General features: G+C 36.5%; 19 protein-coding genes and 1 other annotated feature. Of the genes, 15 read left to right on the top strand and 4 right to left on the bottom strand.

All coding sequences use genetic code 11. The annotated features are described in order from the left end of the window. Nucleotides 1-94: 94 nt before the first annotated feature. The 7 genes from RRY75_RS03515 (at nt 95) to RRY75_RS03485 (ending at nt 4,950) form a co-directional block, all read left to right on the top strand. Nucleotides 95-721, top strand: a complete 627-nt coding sequence (locus RRY75_RS03515) for a stage V sporulation protein AA (RefSeq protein ID WP_332491541.1) — start codon at nt 95-97, stop codon at nt 719-721. Next, nucleotides 718-1,149: a stage V sporulation protein AB gene (locus RRY75_RS03510; protein WP_332527385.1), complete on the top strand. Its 432-nt coding sequence runs from the start codon at nt 718-720 to the stop codon at nt 1,147-1,149. Before RRY75_RS03515 ends, RRY75_RS03510 begins: the two co-directional genes overlap by 4 nt. Nucleotides 1,150-1,168: 19 nt before the next feature. Then, entirely contained in the window at nt 1,169-1,612 is a 444-nt protein-coding gene (gene spoVAC, locus RRY75_RS03505; protein WP_332491538.1) for a stage V sporulation protein AC, read from the top strand. An 11-nt stretch (nt 1,613-1,623) separates the two neighbouring features. Beyond that, nucleotides 1,624-2,631: a stage V sporulation protein AD gene (spoVAD, locus tag RRY75_RS03500; protein WP_332491536.1), complete on the top strand. Its 1,008-nt coding sequence runs from the start codon at nt 1,624-1,626 to the stop codon at nt 2,629-2,631. A gap of 22 nt (nt 2,632-2,653) precedes the next feature. After that, nucleotides 2,654-3,007 (top strand): stage V sporulation protein AE, encoded by a 354-nt coding sequence (gene spoVAE / locus RRY75_RS03495; RefSeq protein WP_334309703.1) that lies wholly within the window; start codon nt 2,654-2,656, stop codon nt 3,005-3,007. Between the two features lie 294 nt (nt 3,008-3,301). Then, a complete protein-coding gene (locus RRY75_RS03490) occupies nt 3,302-3,787 on the top strand; it encodes an Lrp/AsnC family transcriptional regulator (protein ID WP_332491533.1) in 486 nt (161 codons plus the stop codon). A gap of 2 nt (nt 3,788-3,789) precedes the next feature. After that, nucleotides 3,790-4,950, top strand: a complete 1,161-nt coding sequence (locus RRY75_RS03485; protein ID WP_334309702.1) for a pyridoxal phosphate-dependent aminotransferase — start codon at nt 3,790-3,792, stop codon at nt 4,948-4,950. Nucleotides 4,951-5,014: 64 nt separating this feature from the next. Here the strand turns inward: RRY75_RS03485 and RRY75_RS03480 are convergent, their stop codons facing one another. Further along, nucleotides 5,015-5,434: a Fur family transcriptional regulator gene (locus tag RRY75_RS03480; protein ID WP_332491529.1), complete on the bottom strand. Its 420-nt coding sequence runs from the start codon at nt 5,432-5,434 to the stop codon at nt 5,015-5,017. A gap of 131 nt (nt 5,435-5,565) precedes the next feature. On the opposite strand from RRY75_RS03480, the gene RRY75_RS03475 reads away from it, so the two are divergent. After that, complete coding sequence (locus RRY75_RS03475) at nt 5,566-5,886, top strand: hypothetical protein (protein ID WP_332491527.1); 321 nt, start codon at nt 5,566-5,568, stop codon at nt 5,884-5,886. A 45-nt stretch (nt 5,887-5,931) separates the two neighbouring features. On the opposite strand, the gene RRY75_RS03470 is transcribed toward RRY75_RS03475, so the two are convergent. Further along, entirely contained in the window at nt 5,932-6,474 is a 543-nt protein-coding gene (locus RRY75_RS03470) for a hypothetical protein (RefSeq protein WP_332491526.1), read from the bottom strand. 205 nt (nt 6,475-6,679) lie between these two features. Here RRY75_RS03470 and RRY75_RS03465 point away from each other — a divergent pair, with 205 nt between their 5' ends. Beyond that, a complete protein-coding gene (locus RRY75_RS03465; protein ID WP_332527386.1) occupies nt 6,680-7,993 on the top strand; it encodes a DUF4340 domain-containing protein in 1,314 nt (437 codons plus the stop codon). Nucleotides 7,994-8,093: 100 nt separating this feature from the next. Here the strand turns inward: RRY75_RS03465 and RRY75_RS03460 are convergent, their stop codons facing one another. Continuing rightward, a complete protein-coding gene (locus RRY75_RS03460) occupies nt 8,094-9,191 on the bottom strand; it encodes a hypothetical protein (protein ID WP_332491522.1) in 1,098 nt (365 codons plus the stop codon). 78 nt (nt 9,192-9,269) lie between these two features. On the opposite strand from RRY75_RS03460, the gene RRY75_RS03455 reads away from it, so the two are divergent. The 3 genes from RRY75_RS03455 to RRY75_RS03445 are packed head-to-tail and all read left to right on the top strand — an operon-like array spanning nt 9,270 to nt 11,089. After that, nucleotides 9,270-9,515: a GIY-YIG nuclease family protein gene (locus tag RRY75_RS03455; RefSeq protein WP_332491520.1), complete on the top strand. Its 246-nt coding sequence runs from the start codon at nt 9,270-9,272 to the stop codon at nt 9,513-9,515. Between the two features lie 24 nt (nt 9,516-9,539). After that, entirely contained in the window at nt 9,540-10,397 is an 858-nt protein-coding gene (locus RRY75_RS03450; protein ID WP_332527387.1) for a YitT family protein, read from the top strand. A gap of 14 nt (nt 10,398-10,411) precedes the next feature. Beyond that, a complete protein-coding gene (locus RRY75_RS03445) occupies nt 10,412-11,089 on the top strand; it encodes a uracil-DNA glycosylase (protein ID WP_332527388.1) in 678 nt (225 codons plus the stop codon). A 29-nt stretch (nt 11,090-11,118) separates the two neighbouring features. Here RRY75_RS03445 and RRY75_RS03440 read toward each other — a convergent pair whose 3' ends face one another. Continuing rightward, complete coding sequence (locus RRY75_RS03440; protein WP_332491514.1) at nt 11,119-11,727, bottom strand: TetR/AcrR family transcriptional regulator; 609 nt, start codon at nt 11,725-11,727, stop codon at nt 11,119-11,121. Nucleotides 11,728-11,836: 109 nt separating this feature from the next. Here RRY75_RS03440 and RRY75_RS03435 point away from each other — a divergent pair, with 109 nt between their 5' ends. From RRY75_RS03435 to RRY75_RS03425, 3 genes are all read left to right on the top strand, one after another. Then, the gene (locus RRY75_RS03435) at nt 11,837-12,562 is read left to right on the top strand and encodes a GntR family transcriptional regulator (RefSeq protein WP_332715677.1); all 726 of its coding nucleotides are present in this window, start codon (nt 11,837-11,839) and stop codon (nt 12,560-12,562) included. Between the two features lie 56 nt (nt 12,563-12,618). Continuing rightward, nucleotides 12,619-12,848, top strand: a binding site (T-box leader). A gap of 55 nt (nt 12,849-12,903) precedes the next feature. Then, a complete protein-coding gene (asnA, locus tag RRY75_RS03430; RefSeq protein ID WP_332491510.1) occupies nt 12,904-13,911 on the top strand; it encodes an aspartate--ammonia ligase in 1,008 nt (335 codons plus the stop codon). A 75-nt stretch (nt 13,912-13,986) separates the two neighbouring features. After that, nucleotides 13,987-14,415: a DMT family transporter gene (locus RRY75_RS03425; RefSeq protein WP_332491508.1), complete on the top strand. Its 429-nt coding sequence runs from the start codon at nt 13,987-13,989 to the stop codon at nt 14,413-14,415. The last annotated feature ends 16 nt before the right edge of the window (nt 14,416-14,431 follow it).

Below are 14,431 nucleotides of genomic sequence, written 5' to 3'. Positions count from 1 at the left end.
TTTATTGTCTAAAAAGTATATTTTTGTAAATCTCATCCATAATAAGAGATATATAGGGTCAAACAAACCACATCTAGTGAAAAGAGGTGAGACAATGCAAGAAGTTTATATTAAACCTTATAAAAACAATAAGTTAGAAGGGAAGCAAAAGGTCCTTATTAAAGATATCGCAACAGTAAGTGGACCCAAGCATTTAAAGGGGGTCATTGAAGAGATTTGCATCTTCAAGCCTCAAGTGACAAAGATTACCCACTTTGTCATCAGTACATTGAAAATCATTGAGGCAATCCAAGAAAAGTTTCCAGATGTATCGGTTCAAAATGTAGGGGAACTAGATGCTATGCTAGAGTTTAACCCTGTCAAGCCTAAACCTCACCCTGTCTGGGAGTGGATTAAATTAGCGGTAGTATGTATTGTGGTTTTTGCAGGCGCAACAGTAGCGATTATGGCTTATAATACAGACGTTTCCATGGCCAAGACTTTTACAACATTGTACAAGGTCTTTACAGGAGAAGTGAGTGAGAGTCCTGCATGGATTACTATTCCATACGCAATAGGAATGCCTATAGGGGTTATTACTTTTTATAATCATATTGGAACAAAAAAAATTACAGAAGATCCTACACCTGTAGAGGTAGAGATTAATGCATATCAAGATCAAGTGGAGGACACAATTATTGATGTATTGACGGCAGAAAAGAGGGGGCAGTATGAAGAATGAAAGGATTGATGATTGGAGTTAGTATTTTCTGGGGTTTTGCAAGTGGCATAGTGATTACCACAGGTGTACTTGCCTTTATCAATGCTATTGGGATTATTCCAAGACTTGCTACAAAGTGCCAAGTGACTAGACATTATTATGCTATAGCCAATGCCTCATTAGTAGGCATTATATTGGGGACTGTATTTTATTTATGGGCGGATTGGATTTGTCTTGCACTACCTAAACCCCTTGTTGCATGCTTTGGATTAGCGCATGGGATTTTTATAGGTTGTTTAGCCATGGCATTGGCAGAAGTGCTAAATGTTATGCCTATTACAAAAAGCCGACTGAAGTTGAAAAGAGGCATGTATTTAGTTATTTTAAGTTTTGCAATTGGAAAGATGGTAGGCACTTTGTTCTATTACTTATATCCAGGATTTTATTAAAAGAGAAGGAGATGGTTGTATGGCAGATGTAAATAGGCTCAAAAAGGATTATCAAAACATAGTAGACCAACATTCACCTAAAAATAAGGTGGTTCAAAATTCATTTCGTGCCTTTTGGGTAGGTGGGACGATTTGCGCAATAGGTCAGCTGCTAACTGATTTATTTATCTATATTGGATTTTCTACAGATGATGCGAGTATGCTTTGTACGATATGCTTGATTTTAGCCAGTGCTGTTTTAACAGGTCTTAATATTTATGACAAAATTGGAAATTATGCAGGCGGAGGGAGTATTATACCCATTACTGGATTTGCAAACTCTATGGTGAGTGCTGCTATGGAATATAAAAAAGAAGGGTATGTCTTTGGGATGGGTGCAAAACTGTTTACGGTAGCGGGACCTGTTATCGTCTTTGGAACTATTTCTAGTGTAATTGTCGGCATTATTTATTATTTCTTATAGGAGGGTTACTTATGGGACATGTGGGTAAACAAACGATTGTATTTGATAAACAACCTGTCATTTTAGATACCTTCAGTACAGTAGGGCCTAAAGAAGGAGAAGGACCTATGGGCGGATGCTTTCACGAAGTAGCTGAAGATGAATTATTTGGAGAAAAAACATGGGAAAAAGCTGAAAGCATATTGATTAAGCATACTGTGACGGGTTTACTTAATCAATCAGGGAAAAAGCCTGAAGAGATTGACTATATTTTGTGTGGTGACCTAGAGAACCAAATCAATAGTACACAACTTGCTATTAAGGATTTTAATATTCCTTTCTTTGGTCTATATGGTGCATGTTCTACTATGGGTGAGTCTATGAGCCTTGGTGCTGTTTTGATTAGTGCAGGCTATGCTAAACACGTGATTACAGGTGCAAGTAGCCACTATTGTACAGCTGAAAAGCAATTTCGTTATCCATTAGAATACGGTGGGCAACGTCCGCTTACTCAACAATGGACTGTTACAGGAAGCGGATACGTTTTACTCGGGCAAAGTGGTGCGGGACCTAAGATTCAAAGCATTACAACAGGTAAAATTGTGGACTTTAATACAAAGGATGTCTACAATATGGGAGCAGTTATGGCACCAGCGGCTGCAGATACTATTTTGACACATCTTAAAGATACCAATCAAAAGCCAGAGGACTATGATGCCATTATTACAGGGGATCTGGGACAGTGCGGTAGGGATATTTTGTTAGACTTAACCAAACAGTTAGGCGTTGACATTTCAAAAGTACATCAAGATTGTGGATTATTAATCTTTGATAATGAAACACAAGATACCCATGCAGGAGGAAGTGGCTGTGGATGTAGTGCATCTTTATTTGCAGGGCACTTCTACAAGGCTTTAAAGGAAAAGAAGATGAAGAAAATTTTACTCGTACCAACAGGTGCGTTAATGAGCTTGTGCTCAACACAACAAGGTGAAAATATAACGGGCATTGCCCATGCTGTAAGTATTGTAGCAGAATAAAGGAGTTGGAACGATGGATTTAATGAATTTGATTAAAGCGTTTGTAGTAGGTGGACTGCTTTGTGCCATCGGACAAGTCTTAATGGATCGTACAAAGCTTATGACGGCACGTATTATGGTTGTGTTCTTAGTAGCAGGTGCTATTTTAACAGCCCTTGGCATCTATGAACCTATTGTGGAATTTGCAGGAGCAGGCGCAACAGTACCCATTATTGGATTTGGCTATGCATTAGCTAAGGGTGCTATGGATGAGGTGGCAAAGGAAGGCTACATGGGTATTTTGACAGGTGGGATTAAGGCCACAGCAGCTGGGATTACAGCAGCGATCACCTTTGGTTACTTTGCGGCACTCTTATCTAATCCTAAAAGTAAATAATGAAGTATATCAAGAGCTGTTCCATACATGGCAGCTCTTTTTGTATGATCAGGTAAAGCTACTTTTTATCGTATAAATAACCTATAAGAGTTGCTAAGTTTCTTCCAAGTAGATATAGATAAGGAAAATATTTTGTTACAAGAATTAGCTAATAGGCATAGAAAATATATATAAATGTGATATAATAATAAATTATTAAGATAAATGAATAAAAGTTAATATTTAAATTCAAAAATTAGGTTGATGAATTAAGATTCCTGTTAAGGAACTTAAACCATATAAGGAGGCAATAAAATGAAAGCAAAAATTCTGGAACTTTTAGAAGAAAACAGTAGGTATAGTGTGGCGGATATGGCTCTTATGTTAGGTTTTGAGGAAGTGGAAGTCGCTCGTGCTATTAAAGAGATGGAAAATGAACAAATCATTTGTGGATATAAAACATTAATCAACTGGGATAAAGTGGAACATAAAGAAATTGTGACAGCACTTATTGAGGTCAAAGTCACGCCACAACGTGGAGAAGGATTTGATAAAATTGCAGAACGTATTTACCGGTTTAATGAAGTAAAGGCTGTCTATTTAATGTCAGGAGGCTTTGACCTCACGGTTATTGTGGAAGGTAAAACAATGAAGGAAGTCGCTCTTTTTGTAGGGCAAAAGTTAGCACCATTAGATGCTGTTTTAAGTACAGGCACGCACTTTGTACTTAAAAAATATAAAGACCACGGGGTGATTTTTGAAGAAATAAAAAAAGATGAAAGGATGATTGTATCACCATGAAGATCGAAAATATGATTGCTAAAAAAGTTGTGCAGATGCCCCCCTCAGGTATAAGGAAATTCTTTGATGTAGCTAATGAAATAGGGGATGCAATCTCACTTGGTGTAGGGGAGCCAGACTTCGATACGCCTTGGCATATACGAGAAGAGGGCATTTATTCTCTTGAAAAGGGCAAAACGATTTATTCTGCTAATGCAGGACTGATGGAACTAAGGGAGGAGATTTGCAACTATACAAAAAGGCGTTTTAATCTCACTTATTCTCCAAGTAAACAATGTCTTGTGACTGTTGGAGGAAGTGAAGGTATTGACTTAGCCATTCGTACATTGGTTGAACCAGGAGAAGAAGTACTTGTGCCAGAACCGTCTTTTGTATCTTATAAACCTTGTGTTGTATTAGCAGGTGGTGTGGCTGTGCCCATTCCAACAAAAGAAGAGGACAACTTTAAACTGACAGCTGAAGCCTTAGAAAAAGCAATTACGCCTAAAACTAAAATCTTAGTGTTACCTTTTCCAAACAATCCAACTGGTGCCATTATGGAAAGAGAAGACTTAGAAAAAATTGCAGCAGTCTTAAAAGGTAAAGATATTATTGTTTTGTCTGATGAAATTTATGCAGAACTTACATATGGAAAAGCGCATATTTCTATTGCAAATATTCCAGGGATGTATGAGCGCACGATTGTACTCAATGGATTTTCCAAAGCCTTTTCAATGACAGGTTGGAGGCTAGGTTATGCTCTAGGCCCTGAACCTATTTTGAGTATGATGACCAAAGTCCATCAATATGCATTAATGTGTGCACCAACAACAAGTCAATACGCAGGGATCGAAGCCATGCGTAACGGAGAAGAAGATGTGTGTATGATGCGAGAGGCTTATGATAGACGTAGGAGAGTGATGGTGGAGGGCTTTAGAAGTATGGGGCTTTATTGTTTTGAACCAGAAGGGGCCTTCTATGTCTTTCCAAATATTACGTCTACAGGGATGACCAGTGAAAATTTTTGTGAAAAGTTGTTGAGGGAACAAAAAGTAGTTGTTGTTCCTGGGACTGCCTTTGGCGAAAGTGGGGAAGGGTTTGTACGTGCATCCTATGCCTATTCAGTAGAAGCAATTAAAGAAGCGTTAGCACGTATTGAAATTTTTGTGAAAAAGTACAGTTAAAAAGATGGAAATAAAAAAGTAGCATAGATAAAATTTGGATTTTACCTATGCTACTTAGGCCATCTTAATGAAGTTCAGATTGACAATCTGGACAAGTACCGTAGAAATAAAGTTGCTCATGAGATAAAGTGAATTTTGTTTTTTCGGCTACGAGGGCTTTTAAATCAGGTAATGCATATGTATCTAAGTCGCAAACACAATGACATTTGGTACAAATAATGTGTGGATGCGAATTTGTATTTGCATCATATCTAAAAGCATCCTCACCTACATTGATTTGTTGAACCAATGTAGCTTTTACAAGTGCATCTAAAGTTTTATATACAGTTGCAAGACTCATAGTAGGATGGGTTTCACGTAAACTATTATAGATCATCTCAGCGCTTGGATGTGATGTTGTATGTGACAACATATGGAAAATAGCTAGTCGCTGAGGTGTTACTTTAAGGTGGTGCTCACGTAGTTGTCCTGTTGTTATTAGCATGAAATCACTCCTAATTGATAGTTAATATTATATCTATATCTTAATATACTTTCAAGTGAATTGCAACTATTAAGGTCATATTTAATGAAGACGTATAATAGATATACAATAAGATAAGAAGGGGGATCCATATGCCAGATATTAGTGAACTGTTAAAATTTAGTTTTGCTGAGGATATTGAAGCTGAATGGGATATGTATATGGAGGAGGGAGATACCATTCAAGAAGCAACAACACAAATTCTTGATCAATACACAGGTATGCTCGATGAACAGGAAAGTCTAGAGATTTATGTGGCATTGGCATTACTTCAACTACCACTAGAAGAGATAGACTCACGGGTTAAAAGAGAAATTAATGATATGATTGGTACAAAAAGTTTAGAAGGTTGCTTTAATAAGGAAGTGAATTTACGCCCGTATATGCAACAACTTAAAAAGTATTGTCGTTAACAAGACAAAAAGAAGACTACTTAAACCGTAGCCTTCTTTTTAAATTTATTTTAGCGTATTTACGAGACGTTTGACTTCATTTACAAAGGCATCGGCATCAGTAAGCTTAAAAAGCGTTGGGAGTGAGGATTCATCTGGAAATGCAGCATAAATAAGACGTCTGTGTAAATGGACAAAAGAGTGGTTTAAGAGGATAACTTCAGCAGGTGCATGAAGTTTCTTGAGCCGTAGAAATTGTTTGGAATAGACTTTATAAAGTATTGGGAAACTAAGTTTATACTTACAAGCTAAATAATATTTTCCACCTTCAGGAAATTCAGTGATTTCTGATTTATACAACCCAGAAGAAGCAATAGGCGTATAAGGAATAAATTCATTGAAGGCGAGAGCGTTAAGTTTTTTGATATTTCTAGGGTTGTCATCATAGAGAAATAAAAAGGATTGTAGGGTATGCACAAGTGACTTAGGGGATACGGTAGATGAATTTTTAGTAAAGCGTATATATTGGTCAATAAGTGAAAAGTATGTATAAGTGAGAGGATAAGAAAGTAAATCAAGTGGATGGTTGGAATGTAAGCTAGAATACATAAAGACCTCCCTTGGAACAATTTAATGTGTTAGCTATATTTTATAATATAATGGAATGGGTAACAATATGTATATTGAAAATAATCTTGTAATTTCAAAATTATATTTGCCAAACTAAGAAATTTTATATATTATATAAAAAGTTATATGCACTTATAATATGGACTTAAAATACAATGGACTTCAGATAAAAGGAGACAAAAAGATGAAAAAGAAAACAATGATAACAATGGTAGTAGGTGTGCTCATTGTATGCATAGGTTTTTTGTGCATAAGAGGGTATCAGCTCAGTCAAGTGGAAGCGTTAGAAATGATAGAACAGGACTTATGTGAGTTGGCATCAGAGAGTATTGTAGAGATTACAATAGAAGGGGATACTGTTCAAAGCTTTGTGAAAAAAGGAACAGCTTGGGAAAATATAAAACATCCGATGGTTGCTTATAACCAAGGCCTTATCCAAAATATTGCTTATCAAATGGGTAACCTTCAGTCTTATAAACTTGTAAAAAATGTACAAGACCCAACAACTTATGGGATTACGGAAAGTTCTAAAAAAATAATTGTGAAAAATACAGAGGGAACTTCAAATACTTATTGGCTTGGTCATAGTGTACCAGAAGAAAATGCAACGTTCATTTGGCTTGAGGAAAGGGATAAATTGGCACTTGTGTTAGACATTGAGCTTGCTAGTGTGATGGTTCCGACAGGTGAGATGATTGAAAAGGTTGTCCAGGTGCCTCAGCTACAAGATATACAAAAAGTAGAGTTAAAAGAAAAAGGTGTTACAACCCTTCTTTTGACAAAAGATGAAACATGGATGATGCATGCACCCTTTAGTACCAAACATATAGTGGATACTGAGAAAGTAGAAACCTACTTACAAGTTTTAGAAAATATTGATATGAAAAGACTAGTAGAAGATGAGCCTAAAGACCTTGTACAGTATGGCCTTGAAACACCAGAGTTACAACTTGTAATAAATAATGAAATCATTTTTGATTTTGGAACTAAGGTAGGTAATAACCTTTATTTTAAGATGAATCAAGAAGATGAAGTCTATGAAATTAAATCAGGTATTGAAAGTGAATTAAGAAGCATTCAGCCTTTTGAATGGATTAGCAAAACAATCTATACACCAGATAGAAAACAGTTAAGTTATGTGGAGGTTCAACACATAGAAGAAGTCTATAGACTTCAACTTAAAGAGGCAGAACAAGTACCAAGTCTAAATGGACAAGTGATTGAGCCAAATGTAAAAGAAGAAATGCTTAAGCAGCTAGAGGACTTAAAGCTTGCAAAGCATCTTACCAATGCCAAGTTTGAAGAGACTAATCCAAGGCCTGCAGAATTAACCATTCGCTTTGGGTACTTAGATGGGGAAGTTATTACAATTGAGTTTGTTCCTTATGACCCAAGCTTTGATTTAGTCCGTAGAGAGGGTATGATTGAGTTTGCTACTGAAAAGAAATCTTTAGTCAACTTAGTGGATTATTTAAAGATGCACACTGAAAGTAAATAAATAGAGTACTTGGTAGTAGAATAGCTTATAAAAAGAGTAGAGTGAAAAAGAAAGATAGGTACGTATGGATTCCATACACGCCTATCTTTTTATAGTTTGATTAATTGTGGGGTGGAAATAATGTTTCAATCATTGTGTCGTAAAGGGTATCAATACGTGAAAAGTCTACAGCGTCTATATAGTATTTTTCAAGTTCATCATGAATTTTTTTAGCTGTAGCAATAGTATTACAACCTTTATCAATTAAATCATTAAAGAGACGTTTGTCACGGTCTAGGTCAAACTCAATAGATTTGATAAGTGAGTAGTCTAGAGCTGTGGTCATGTCATAGATGACAGTAGGGAAAATACGAGGCTTGTGGAGCATGTGACTAGTAGTGATAGCTATATTTAGCTCGGGAATCATAATGTCTTCGATTTTATCTACGTCCATAGGAGAATGGTAGCACTCAATTCGGTAGCCTTTAGATACTGCAGTATTTGCAATTTGGATCATAAGCTGTTTGCTATTGCAGCCTAGACTTTCTTTGATGAAATAGATGTTTTTAGTGGTGCCAATAATGGTATGAATGTAGTCTAAGATACCTTCACCTGTGAGTGCAGTACTAAAAAGATGACGGGATAAACCAAGTTCTTCTTTGTCAGTCACATTAGCAAAGATTTGAGAAAGAATTTGTTTTTCAAGTTTAAGTTTGGCGGTTACATTAATGGCTTTACTTTCAGCAAAAATATAAGCATCATAAATACTTTTCGCAGCATCAAAATAGAAGTAAGATTTGGTAAATTGATTTTTAAGACGGTCGTTAATGGCCATAATTTCTTCTTTAAAAGGTACCAATTTCTCTGTGTCCCAGTTGTTCCCAAAGTTTAAGATTTGGTCTGTTACACCGGGGGTAATGGGATCGGTAACATGAGGTGCTGTACCATCTAAGAAGCCTACTTTAAGACTTGGAATTACAAGGGCATCTAGAGATTGAGGATCTGAGGAGCAGTGGAAAAACTCTACGTCTAAGCCTTGTTCTGTGGCATAGACACCAATGCGTTTCATAAAAGAAGATTTACCAGTACCAGGTCCACCTTTAATAATATATAGTTGGTGTGCTTCTTTTTGTGGTAAAATATAGCTAAAGAAAGAGTGGAAGCCGTGGGGGGTGTTACTACCGGGGAAAACATGTTTGATATTACCTATTTGAGTCATGAAATTACCTCCTTAAGGGCATAAACAATTACTTATCTATTGTATGTTGCAAAATTTTAAATATGTGGAGGGATAATCATGCATTTTGTATATATTGTAAAATGTAGTGATGAAACTTATTATACAGGCTATACCAATAACATAGAAAAGCGACTAAAAGCACATAATGAAGGAAAAGGTGCAAAATATACAAGAGCTCGGTTGCCTGTTCGGTTGATCTATCAAGAGACTTATGAAAATAAAAGTGAGGCATTAAAAAGAGAATATGCTATTAAGCAATTGACAAGAAGTAAGAAGGAAGTACTAATTAAATCTTTAACTTAATTTTAATTTAATGAGGTGATCATATTGAAACACCAAATCATGACGTATGTTAAAATTGTTCTAGGCTCCATAGCCGTAGCAATAGGGATTTATTTCTTTTGGGCACCTGCACAATTTGCAGCAGGTGGCATTAGTGGGTTAGCCATTGTCCTTCAATCGGTTGTACCACAAATTCCTATTAGTGTACTTGTCTTTGGGTTAGATATTTTAATGTTTCTAGTAGGGTTTATAGCACTTGGTGCAGGGTTTGGTATTAAAAGTATGACGTCAAGCTTATCCATTGCCCTGACCATGCGTATTTTTGAGCACCTCATACCTAAGGTGAATATGCTAAGTCGTGACCACCTTGTCATCCTTATCTTTGGAGCACTCTTTATTGCTTTTGGGCAGGCAGTTATTTTTAACCAAGAAGCTTCTTCAGGTGGAACAGATATTATTGCAAAAATTATTTCAAAATATACGCACCTCAATATAGCCACGAGCTTGCTTATAGCAGATATGGCGGTAGTATTGCTAGCGATTAGTCAGTTTGGAGTGGAAAAAGGATTATATGCAGCCCTTGGTGTGCTCATTACCACTACACTTATTGACTACTTTATTTCAGGTTTTAGTGTAGAAAAGTACATGGTGATTATTCCAAGTGAGGAAAGCTTAGTACAGCCTATTACGGTTTACATTTTAGAGGAACTTGGAAGAGGTGCCACTAAGTATAATGCAGAAGGGGCCTATAGCAATAAACGTAAGAGTGTCATTACAACGGTTGTAGACCGAGGAGAGTTTATACGCCTAAAAGAATATGTGAGTCAAATAGACAAGAATGCCTTTGTGACTGTGCAAAATTTGCATGAAGTTATGGGTGAAGGCTTTAAACTTAAAAGTTAGAGGGAGACAACAACATGGTACTTTTAAATAACGATTGGGATGAAAAACTACAAGAAGAATTTAATAAACTGTATTATTTAGCACTGAGAGATTTTTTAAAACAAGAATATAGTAACTATACCGTATATCCGCCTAAAGAGGATATCTTCAACGCTTTACGTGTCACATCTTATGGAGATACTAAAGTGGTGATTTTAGGGCAAGACCCTTATCATGGGCCTAATCAAGCTCATGGGATGGCCTTTTCTGTGAATCCAGGTATCCCTACACCGCCATCTCTTCAGAATATGTATAAGGAGCTTCACCAATCATTAGGGTGTTACATTCCAGACAATGGGTATTTGATGCATTGGGCAAAGCAGGGCGTACTTCTTTTGAATACTGTTTTGACTGTACGTGCAGGGACGCCACAGTCTCATCAAAATCAGGGATGGGAGCAGCTCACAGACCACATTATACAACTTTTAAATGAAAAAGATGAAACAGTTATCTTCTTACTCTGGGGGACACCAGCTAAGCGTAAACAAAGTTTGATTACCAACAAAAAGCATATTGTTCTTACAGCAGTTCACCCAAGTCCCCTTTCAGCGTATCGTGGATTCTTTGGGTGTGATCACTTTAAACAAGTGAACGTACACTTAGTAAGTGAAGGCAAATGTCCTATTGACTGGCAAATTCCTAACTTAAAATAAATAAAATGATAAGACAAAAGACCATACAACTACATCGTATGGTCTTTTAAATACACCGTTTTCAAAGACAAGTCTACGTGCATAGAGTTGTAGAAGAAGTCTTGGATAAAGTGTAAGTTATCTTCGCGTTCATGGGGGTAGGAAGAAATGGCATTTTGAATTTGAGTGATGAGGGACTTAGCAAGTCTAATATTCATCGTCTCAGGGCTACAAGAGAAACTCTTTTTCAAGAAGCTGTCAAAAAGCCGTTCAAGTTGAAAGAAGATCGTATGGAAAAGGTCTGTCATTTCAGCTTCCATAATTTGAGTTGCCAATACTTTGTAAAGGAGCTTGCCCATCCCTTTACGATGGGCAATGTCATCGTAGAGAATCTCAATGCTTTGAGAAAGTTTTTCTTCCGGTGTCAAATTCATTGCATAAATTTTATCTAAATCGTGAGATGTCTCGCGCCAACTACATTCTAAAATGTGAATAAAGAGCTGTTTTTTGTTGGGATAGTAGTTATAAAGTGTACCGACAGCAATATGACATTTCTTTGCAATCATCTTCATATCCACTTGGTTATAGTCATGGGCATTGAAAAGTTCTAGAGCGCTTTGTTCAATGCATTTATTCAGGTCATGTATAATTTTTGGCATAAGGACCTCCCTTTCAACACATATTATATCAAATGTTTAAGTGATAACAAGTAAATAAAAAAATTAAAAAATATTATATTTTTATATAAAAATTTGATATAATGTAACTATGAATACAAAAATATTTACCCTAGATAGAATACAAAGCTACAAAAATATGCCTGATCTTATCGCAGAAGCTTTAAAAGATGCTATTTTGCAAGGTGAGTATAGAGGAGGGGTACAGCTTAAACAAGACGAAATCGCTAAACAATTTGAGGTGAGTTTGATTCCGGTTCGTGAAGCGCTCATTCAGGTAGAAGCAAAAGGATTAGTGAAATGTATACGTAATAAGGGTGCACTTGTAACAAACATGAGCTTTAAGGAGATGGAAGAGCTGTTTGAAGTCCGTAAAGTATTTGAAGTAGGATGCATAGACTTGATGGAAGATACAATGGACAAAGAAGCGTTACATAAGCTTAAGTTTATTATAGAAAAAATGAAAACCCCGGAAAGCTCAGATGTATATTGTAGGCACTATCGTTTGTTCTACCAAGTGTTTTGTGATTTTGCACAGAATAAGGAACTCAGTAAAATGTACGAAGAGTATTTTGTACGTATAGAACGCTATCTCGTGTACATTTATCATTTGATTCCAGAGTTAATGAATGAATTATCTCACCAAAAAGAAATGGTCCAGGCTTTAGAAGCAGAAGATAAGCAAAATTTGGTGCATCTTGTAACGTATCACATTCATAACATTCAAGAAACTTTTATAGATTGGCTTGAACAAGAAGGGTTGGGCAAAGACTTTGATTGGAATAGATTTTTACCTTTTCCACAACTCGAAGATTAAAAATTACATACACTTGACAATAAGAATAAAGTTATATATAATTCTAGCATATTACTATAAAAGCTAGGAAAAGAAGAGTAAGCTGATAACAAAGTCTAAAGAGAGCTGGGGAAGGTGAAAGCCAGCGGCGGCGTTGTAGTGGAAGAACATCTTGGAGCTGCTAACCGAAAGTTGTTAACGAGTAGGCTTAGACGGGGTAGACCGTTATATCTAATACGTATCGAGGAATCTGTACGTTTGATGAAATGTAATAGGGTGGCCACGAATGATAACCTTCGTCCCTTTCAATCTATGAGAGGACGAAGGTTTTTTTATTTGTTTTTAAAGAAAGGGTGAATAAGATGGAACTATATGTAAAAGAAGGATATGCATCCGCATTAGATTTAAGAGAAACAGAGGTAGCAATCAAAAAGCTTAAAGATTACTTTGAAACAGCATTGGCCTATGAGTTGTGTTTAACACGTGTATCAGCACCACTTTTTGTAAAACCAGAGACAGGGCTTAATGATAACTTAAATGGGATAGAAAGACCTGTAAGCTTTGACTTACTTGATGACCAAGGTGCAGTAGTAGAAATAGTACATTCACTGGCGAAGTGGAAACGTATGGCGCTTGCAAGGTATCAGTTTGAAGTAGGTGAAGGGCTCTACACAGATATGAATGCTATAAGACGAGATGAAGAGGTGGATAATCTTCATTCGATTTACGTAGACCAGTGGGACTGGGAAAAAGTCATTACAAAAGAAATGCGTAACATGACTTATTTACAAGATACAGTCAAACGTATTTATAATGCTTTTGTTAAAACTGAAAACTATATTGTGCATGAATATCCAATGCTTGAAAGATGGTTACCAGAAGAAATTACGTTCATCACTTCAGAAGAACTTTTGATGTTGTATCCAGATATGACACCAAAAGAAAGAGAAAATGCCATTTGTAAAGCTAAAAAAGCTGTATTCATTATGCAAATAGGTGAGGTGCTTTCTAATGGACAAAGGCATGATGGGCGTGCACCTGACTACGACGATTGGGGCTTAAATGGTGACATTATGTTCTGGAATCCATTGCTTGATTGTGCTTTTGAATTGTCTTCTATGGGTATCCGTGTGGATGAAGAAGCACTTGAACGTCAGTTAGAAGTTGCAGGCTGTACAGAGCGTAAAACATTAGAATTCCACCGCTTACTTTTAGATAAAAAACTTCCATATACCATTGGTGGTGGGATTGGTCAATCTCGCATTTGTATGTTCTTCTTACACAAGATGCATATTGGCGAGGTGCAAGCTTCAAGTTGGCCAGATGAAATGCTTGAAGCTTGTGAAAAACAAGGTATTCATCTTCTATAAGACAAGATAAGCGTATAAAAACTTAGCTTTTTTCCAAAACTAACCGAAAACAAAAAGGTAAGTGGAGGCGAGAAGGTGGCAAGTTTAGTAGCGATTTTATCAGGGCTTTTAATGAGTATACAAGGCGTATTTAACACCCGTGTCAATGAAAAAGCAGGATTATGGTTTACCAATGCCATTGTACATGGCATTGGGCTCATAACTTGTTTGATTGTACTAGTATTTGTAAGGGATGCGGATCTTGGTGGCCTAAAAAGTGTCAACAAGTTTTATCTTTTAGGTGGAGTGCTAGGCGCAGGGATTGTGTATACCGTTATTTTATCTATATCTAAGTTAGGTCCAGCAGGTGCAACCATGCTTATACTAATTGCTCAAATAGTAGGTTCTTATTTGATTCAACTGTTAGGGCTATTTGGAACAGAGAAATCCACGTTTCAATGGACAAAACTTTTGGCTGTAGGTGTGATTGCAGCAGGCATTGTGTTGTTCCAATGGAAGAAGTAGTAAATTAGCACGTTTG

This window comes from Niameybacter sp., from assembly GCF_036655075.1.
Lineage (GTDB): Bacteria > Bacillota > Clostridia > Lachnospirales > Cellulosilyticaceae > Holtiella.
Note: the sequence above shows the minus strand (reverse complement) of the source record. Positions and strands in the feature narration are given on the sequence as shown.

What these genes read in the sequence shown, in the direction of transcription:
- RRY75_RS03515 (WP_332491541.1), top strand. Translation starts at nt 95, where the DNA reads ATGCAAGAAGTTTATATTAAACCTTATAAAAACAATAAGTTAGAAGGG.
- RRY75_RS03510 (WP_332527385.1), top strand. Translation starts at nt 718, where the DNA reads ATGAAAGGATTGATGATTGGAGTTAGTATTTTCTGGGGTTTTGCAAGT.
- spoVAC (WP_332491538.1), top strand. Translation starts at nt 1,169, where the DNA reads ATGGCAGATGTAAATAGGCTCAAAAAGGATTATCAAAACATAGTAGAC.
- spoVAD (WP_332491536.1), top strand. Translation starts at nt 1,624, where the DNA reads ATGGGACATGTGGGTAAACAAACGATTGTATTTGATAAACAACCTGTC.
- spoVAE (WP_334309703.1), top strand. Translation starts at nt 2,654, where the DNA reads ATGAATTTGATTAAAGCGTTTGTAGTAGGTGGACTGCTTTGTGCCATC.
- RRY75_RS03490 (WP_332491533.1), top strand. Translation starts at nt 3,302, where the DNA reads ATGAAAGCAAAAATTCTGGAACTTTTAGAAGAAAACAGTAGGTATAGT.
- RRY75_RS03480 (WP_332491529.1), bottom strand. Translation starts at nt 5,434, where the DNA reads ATGCTAATAACAACAGGACAACTACGTGAGCACCACCTTAAAGTAACA.
- RRY75_RS03475 (WP_332491527.1), top strand. Translation starts at nt 5,566, where the DNA reads ATGCCAGATATTAGTGAACTGTTAAAATTTAGTTTTGCTGAGGATATT.
- RRY75_RS03470 (WP_332491526.1), bottom strand. Translation starts at nt 6,474, where the DNA reads ATGTATTCTAGCTTACATTCCAACCATCCACTTGATTTACTTTCTTAT.
- RRY75_RS03465 (WP_332527386.1), top strand. Translation starts at nt 6,680, where the DNA reads ATGAAAAAGAAAACAATGATAACAATGGTAGTAGGTGTGCTCATTGTA.
- RRY75_RS03460 (WP_332491522.1), bottom strand. Translation starts at nt 9,191, where the DNA reads ATGACTCAAATAGGTAATATCAAACATGTTTTCCCCGGTAGTAACACC.
- RRY75_RS03455 (WP_332491520.1), top strand. Translation starts at nt 9,270, where the DNA reads ATGCATTTTGTATATATTGTAAAATGTAGTGATGAAACTTATTATACA.
- RRY75_RS03445 (WP_332527388.1), top strand. Translation starts at nt 10,412, where the DNA reads ATGGTACTTTTAAATAACGATTGGGATGAAAAACTACAAGAAGAATTT.
- RRY75_RS03440 (WP_332491514.1), bottom strand. Translation starts at nt 11,727, where the DNA reads ATGCCAAAAATTATACATGACCTGAATAAATGCATTGAACAAAGCGCT.
- RRY75_RS03435 (WP_332715677.1), top strand. Translation starts at nt 11,837, where the DNA reads ATGAATACAAAAATATTTACCCTAGATAGAATACAAAGCTACAAAAAT.
- asnA (WP_332491510.1), top strand. Translation starts at nt 12,904, where the DNA reads ATGGAACTATATGTAAAAGAAGGATATGCATCCGCATTAGATTTAAGA.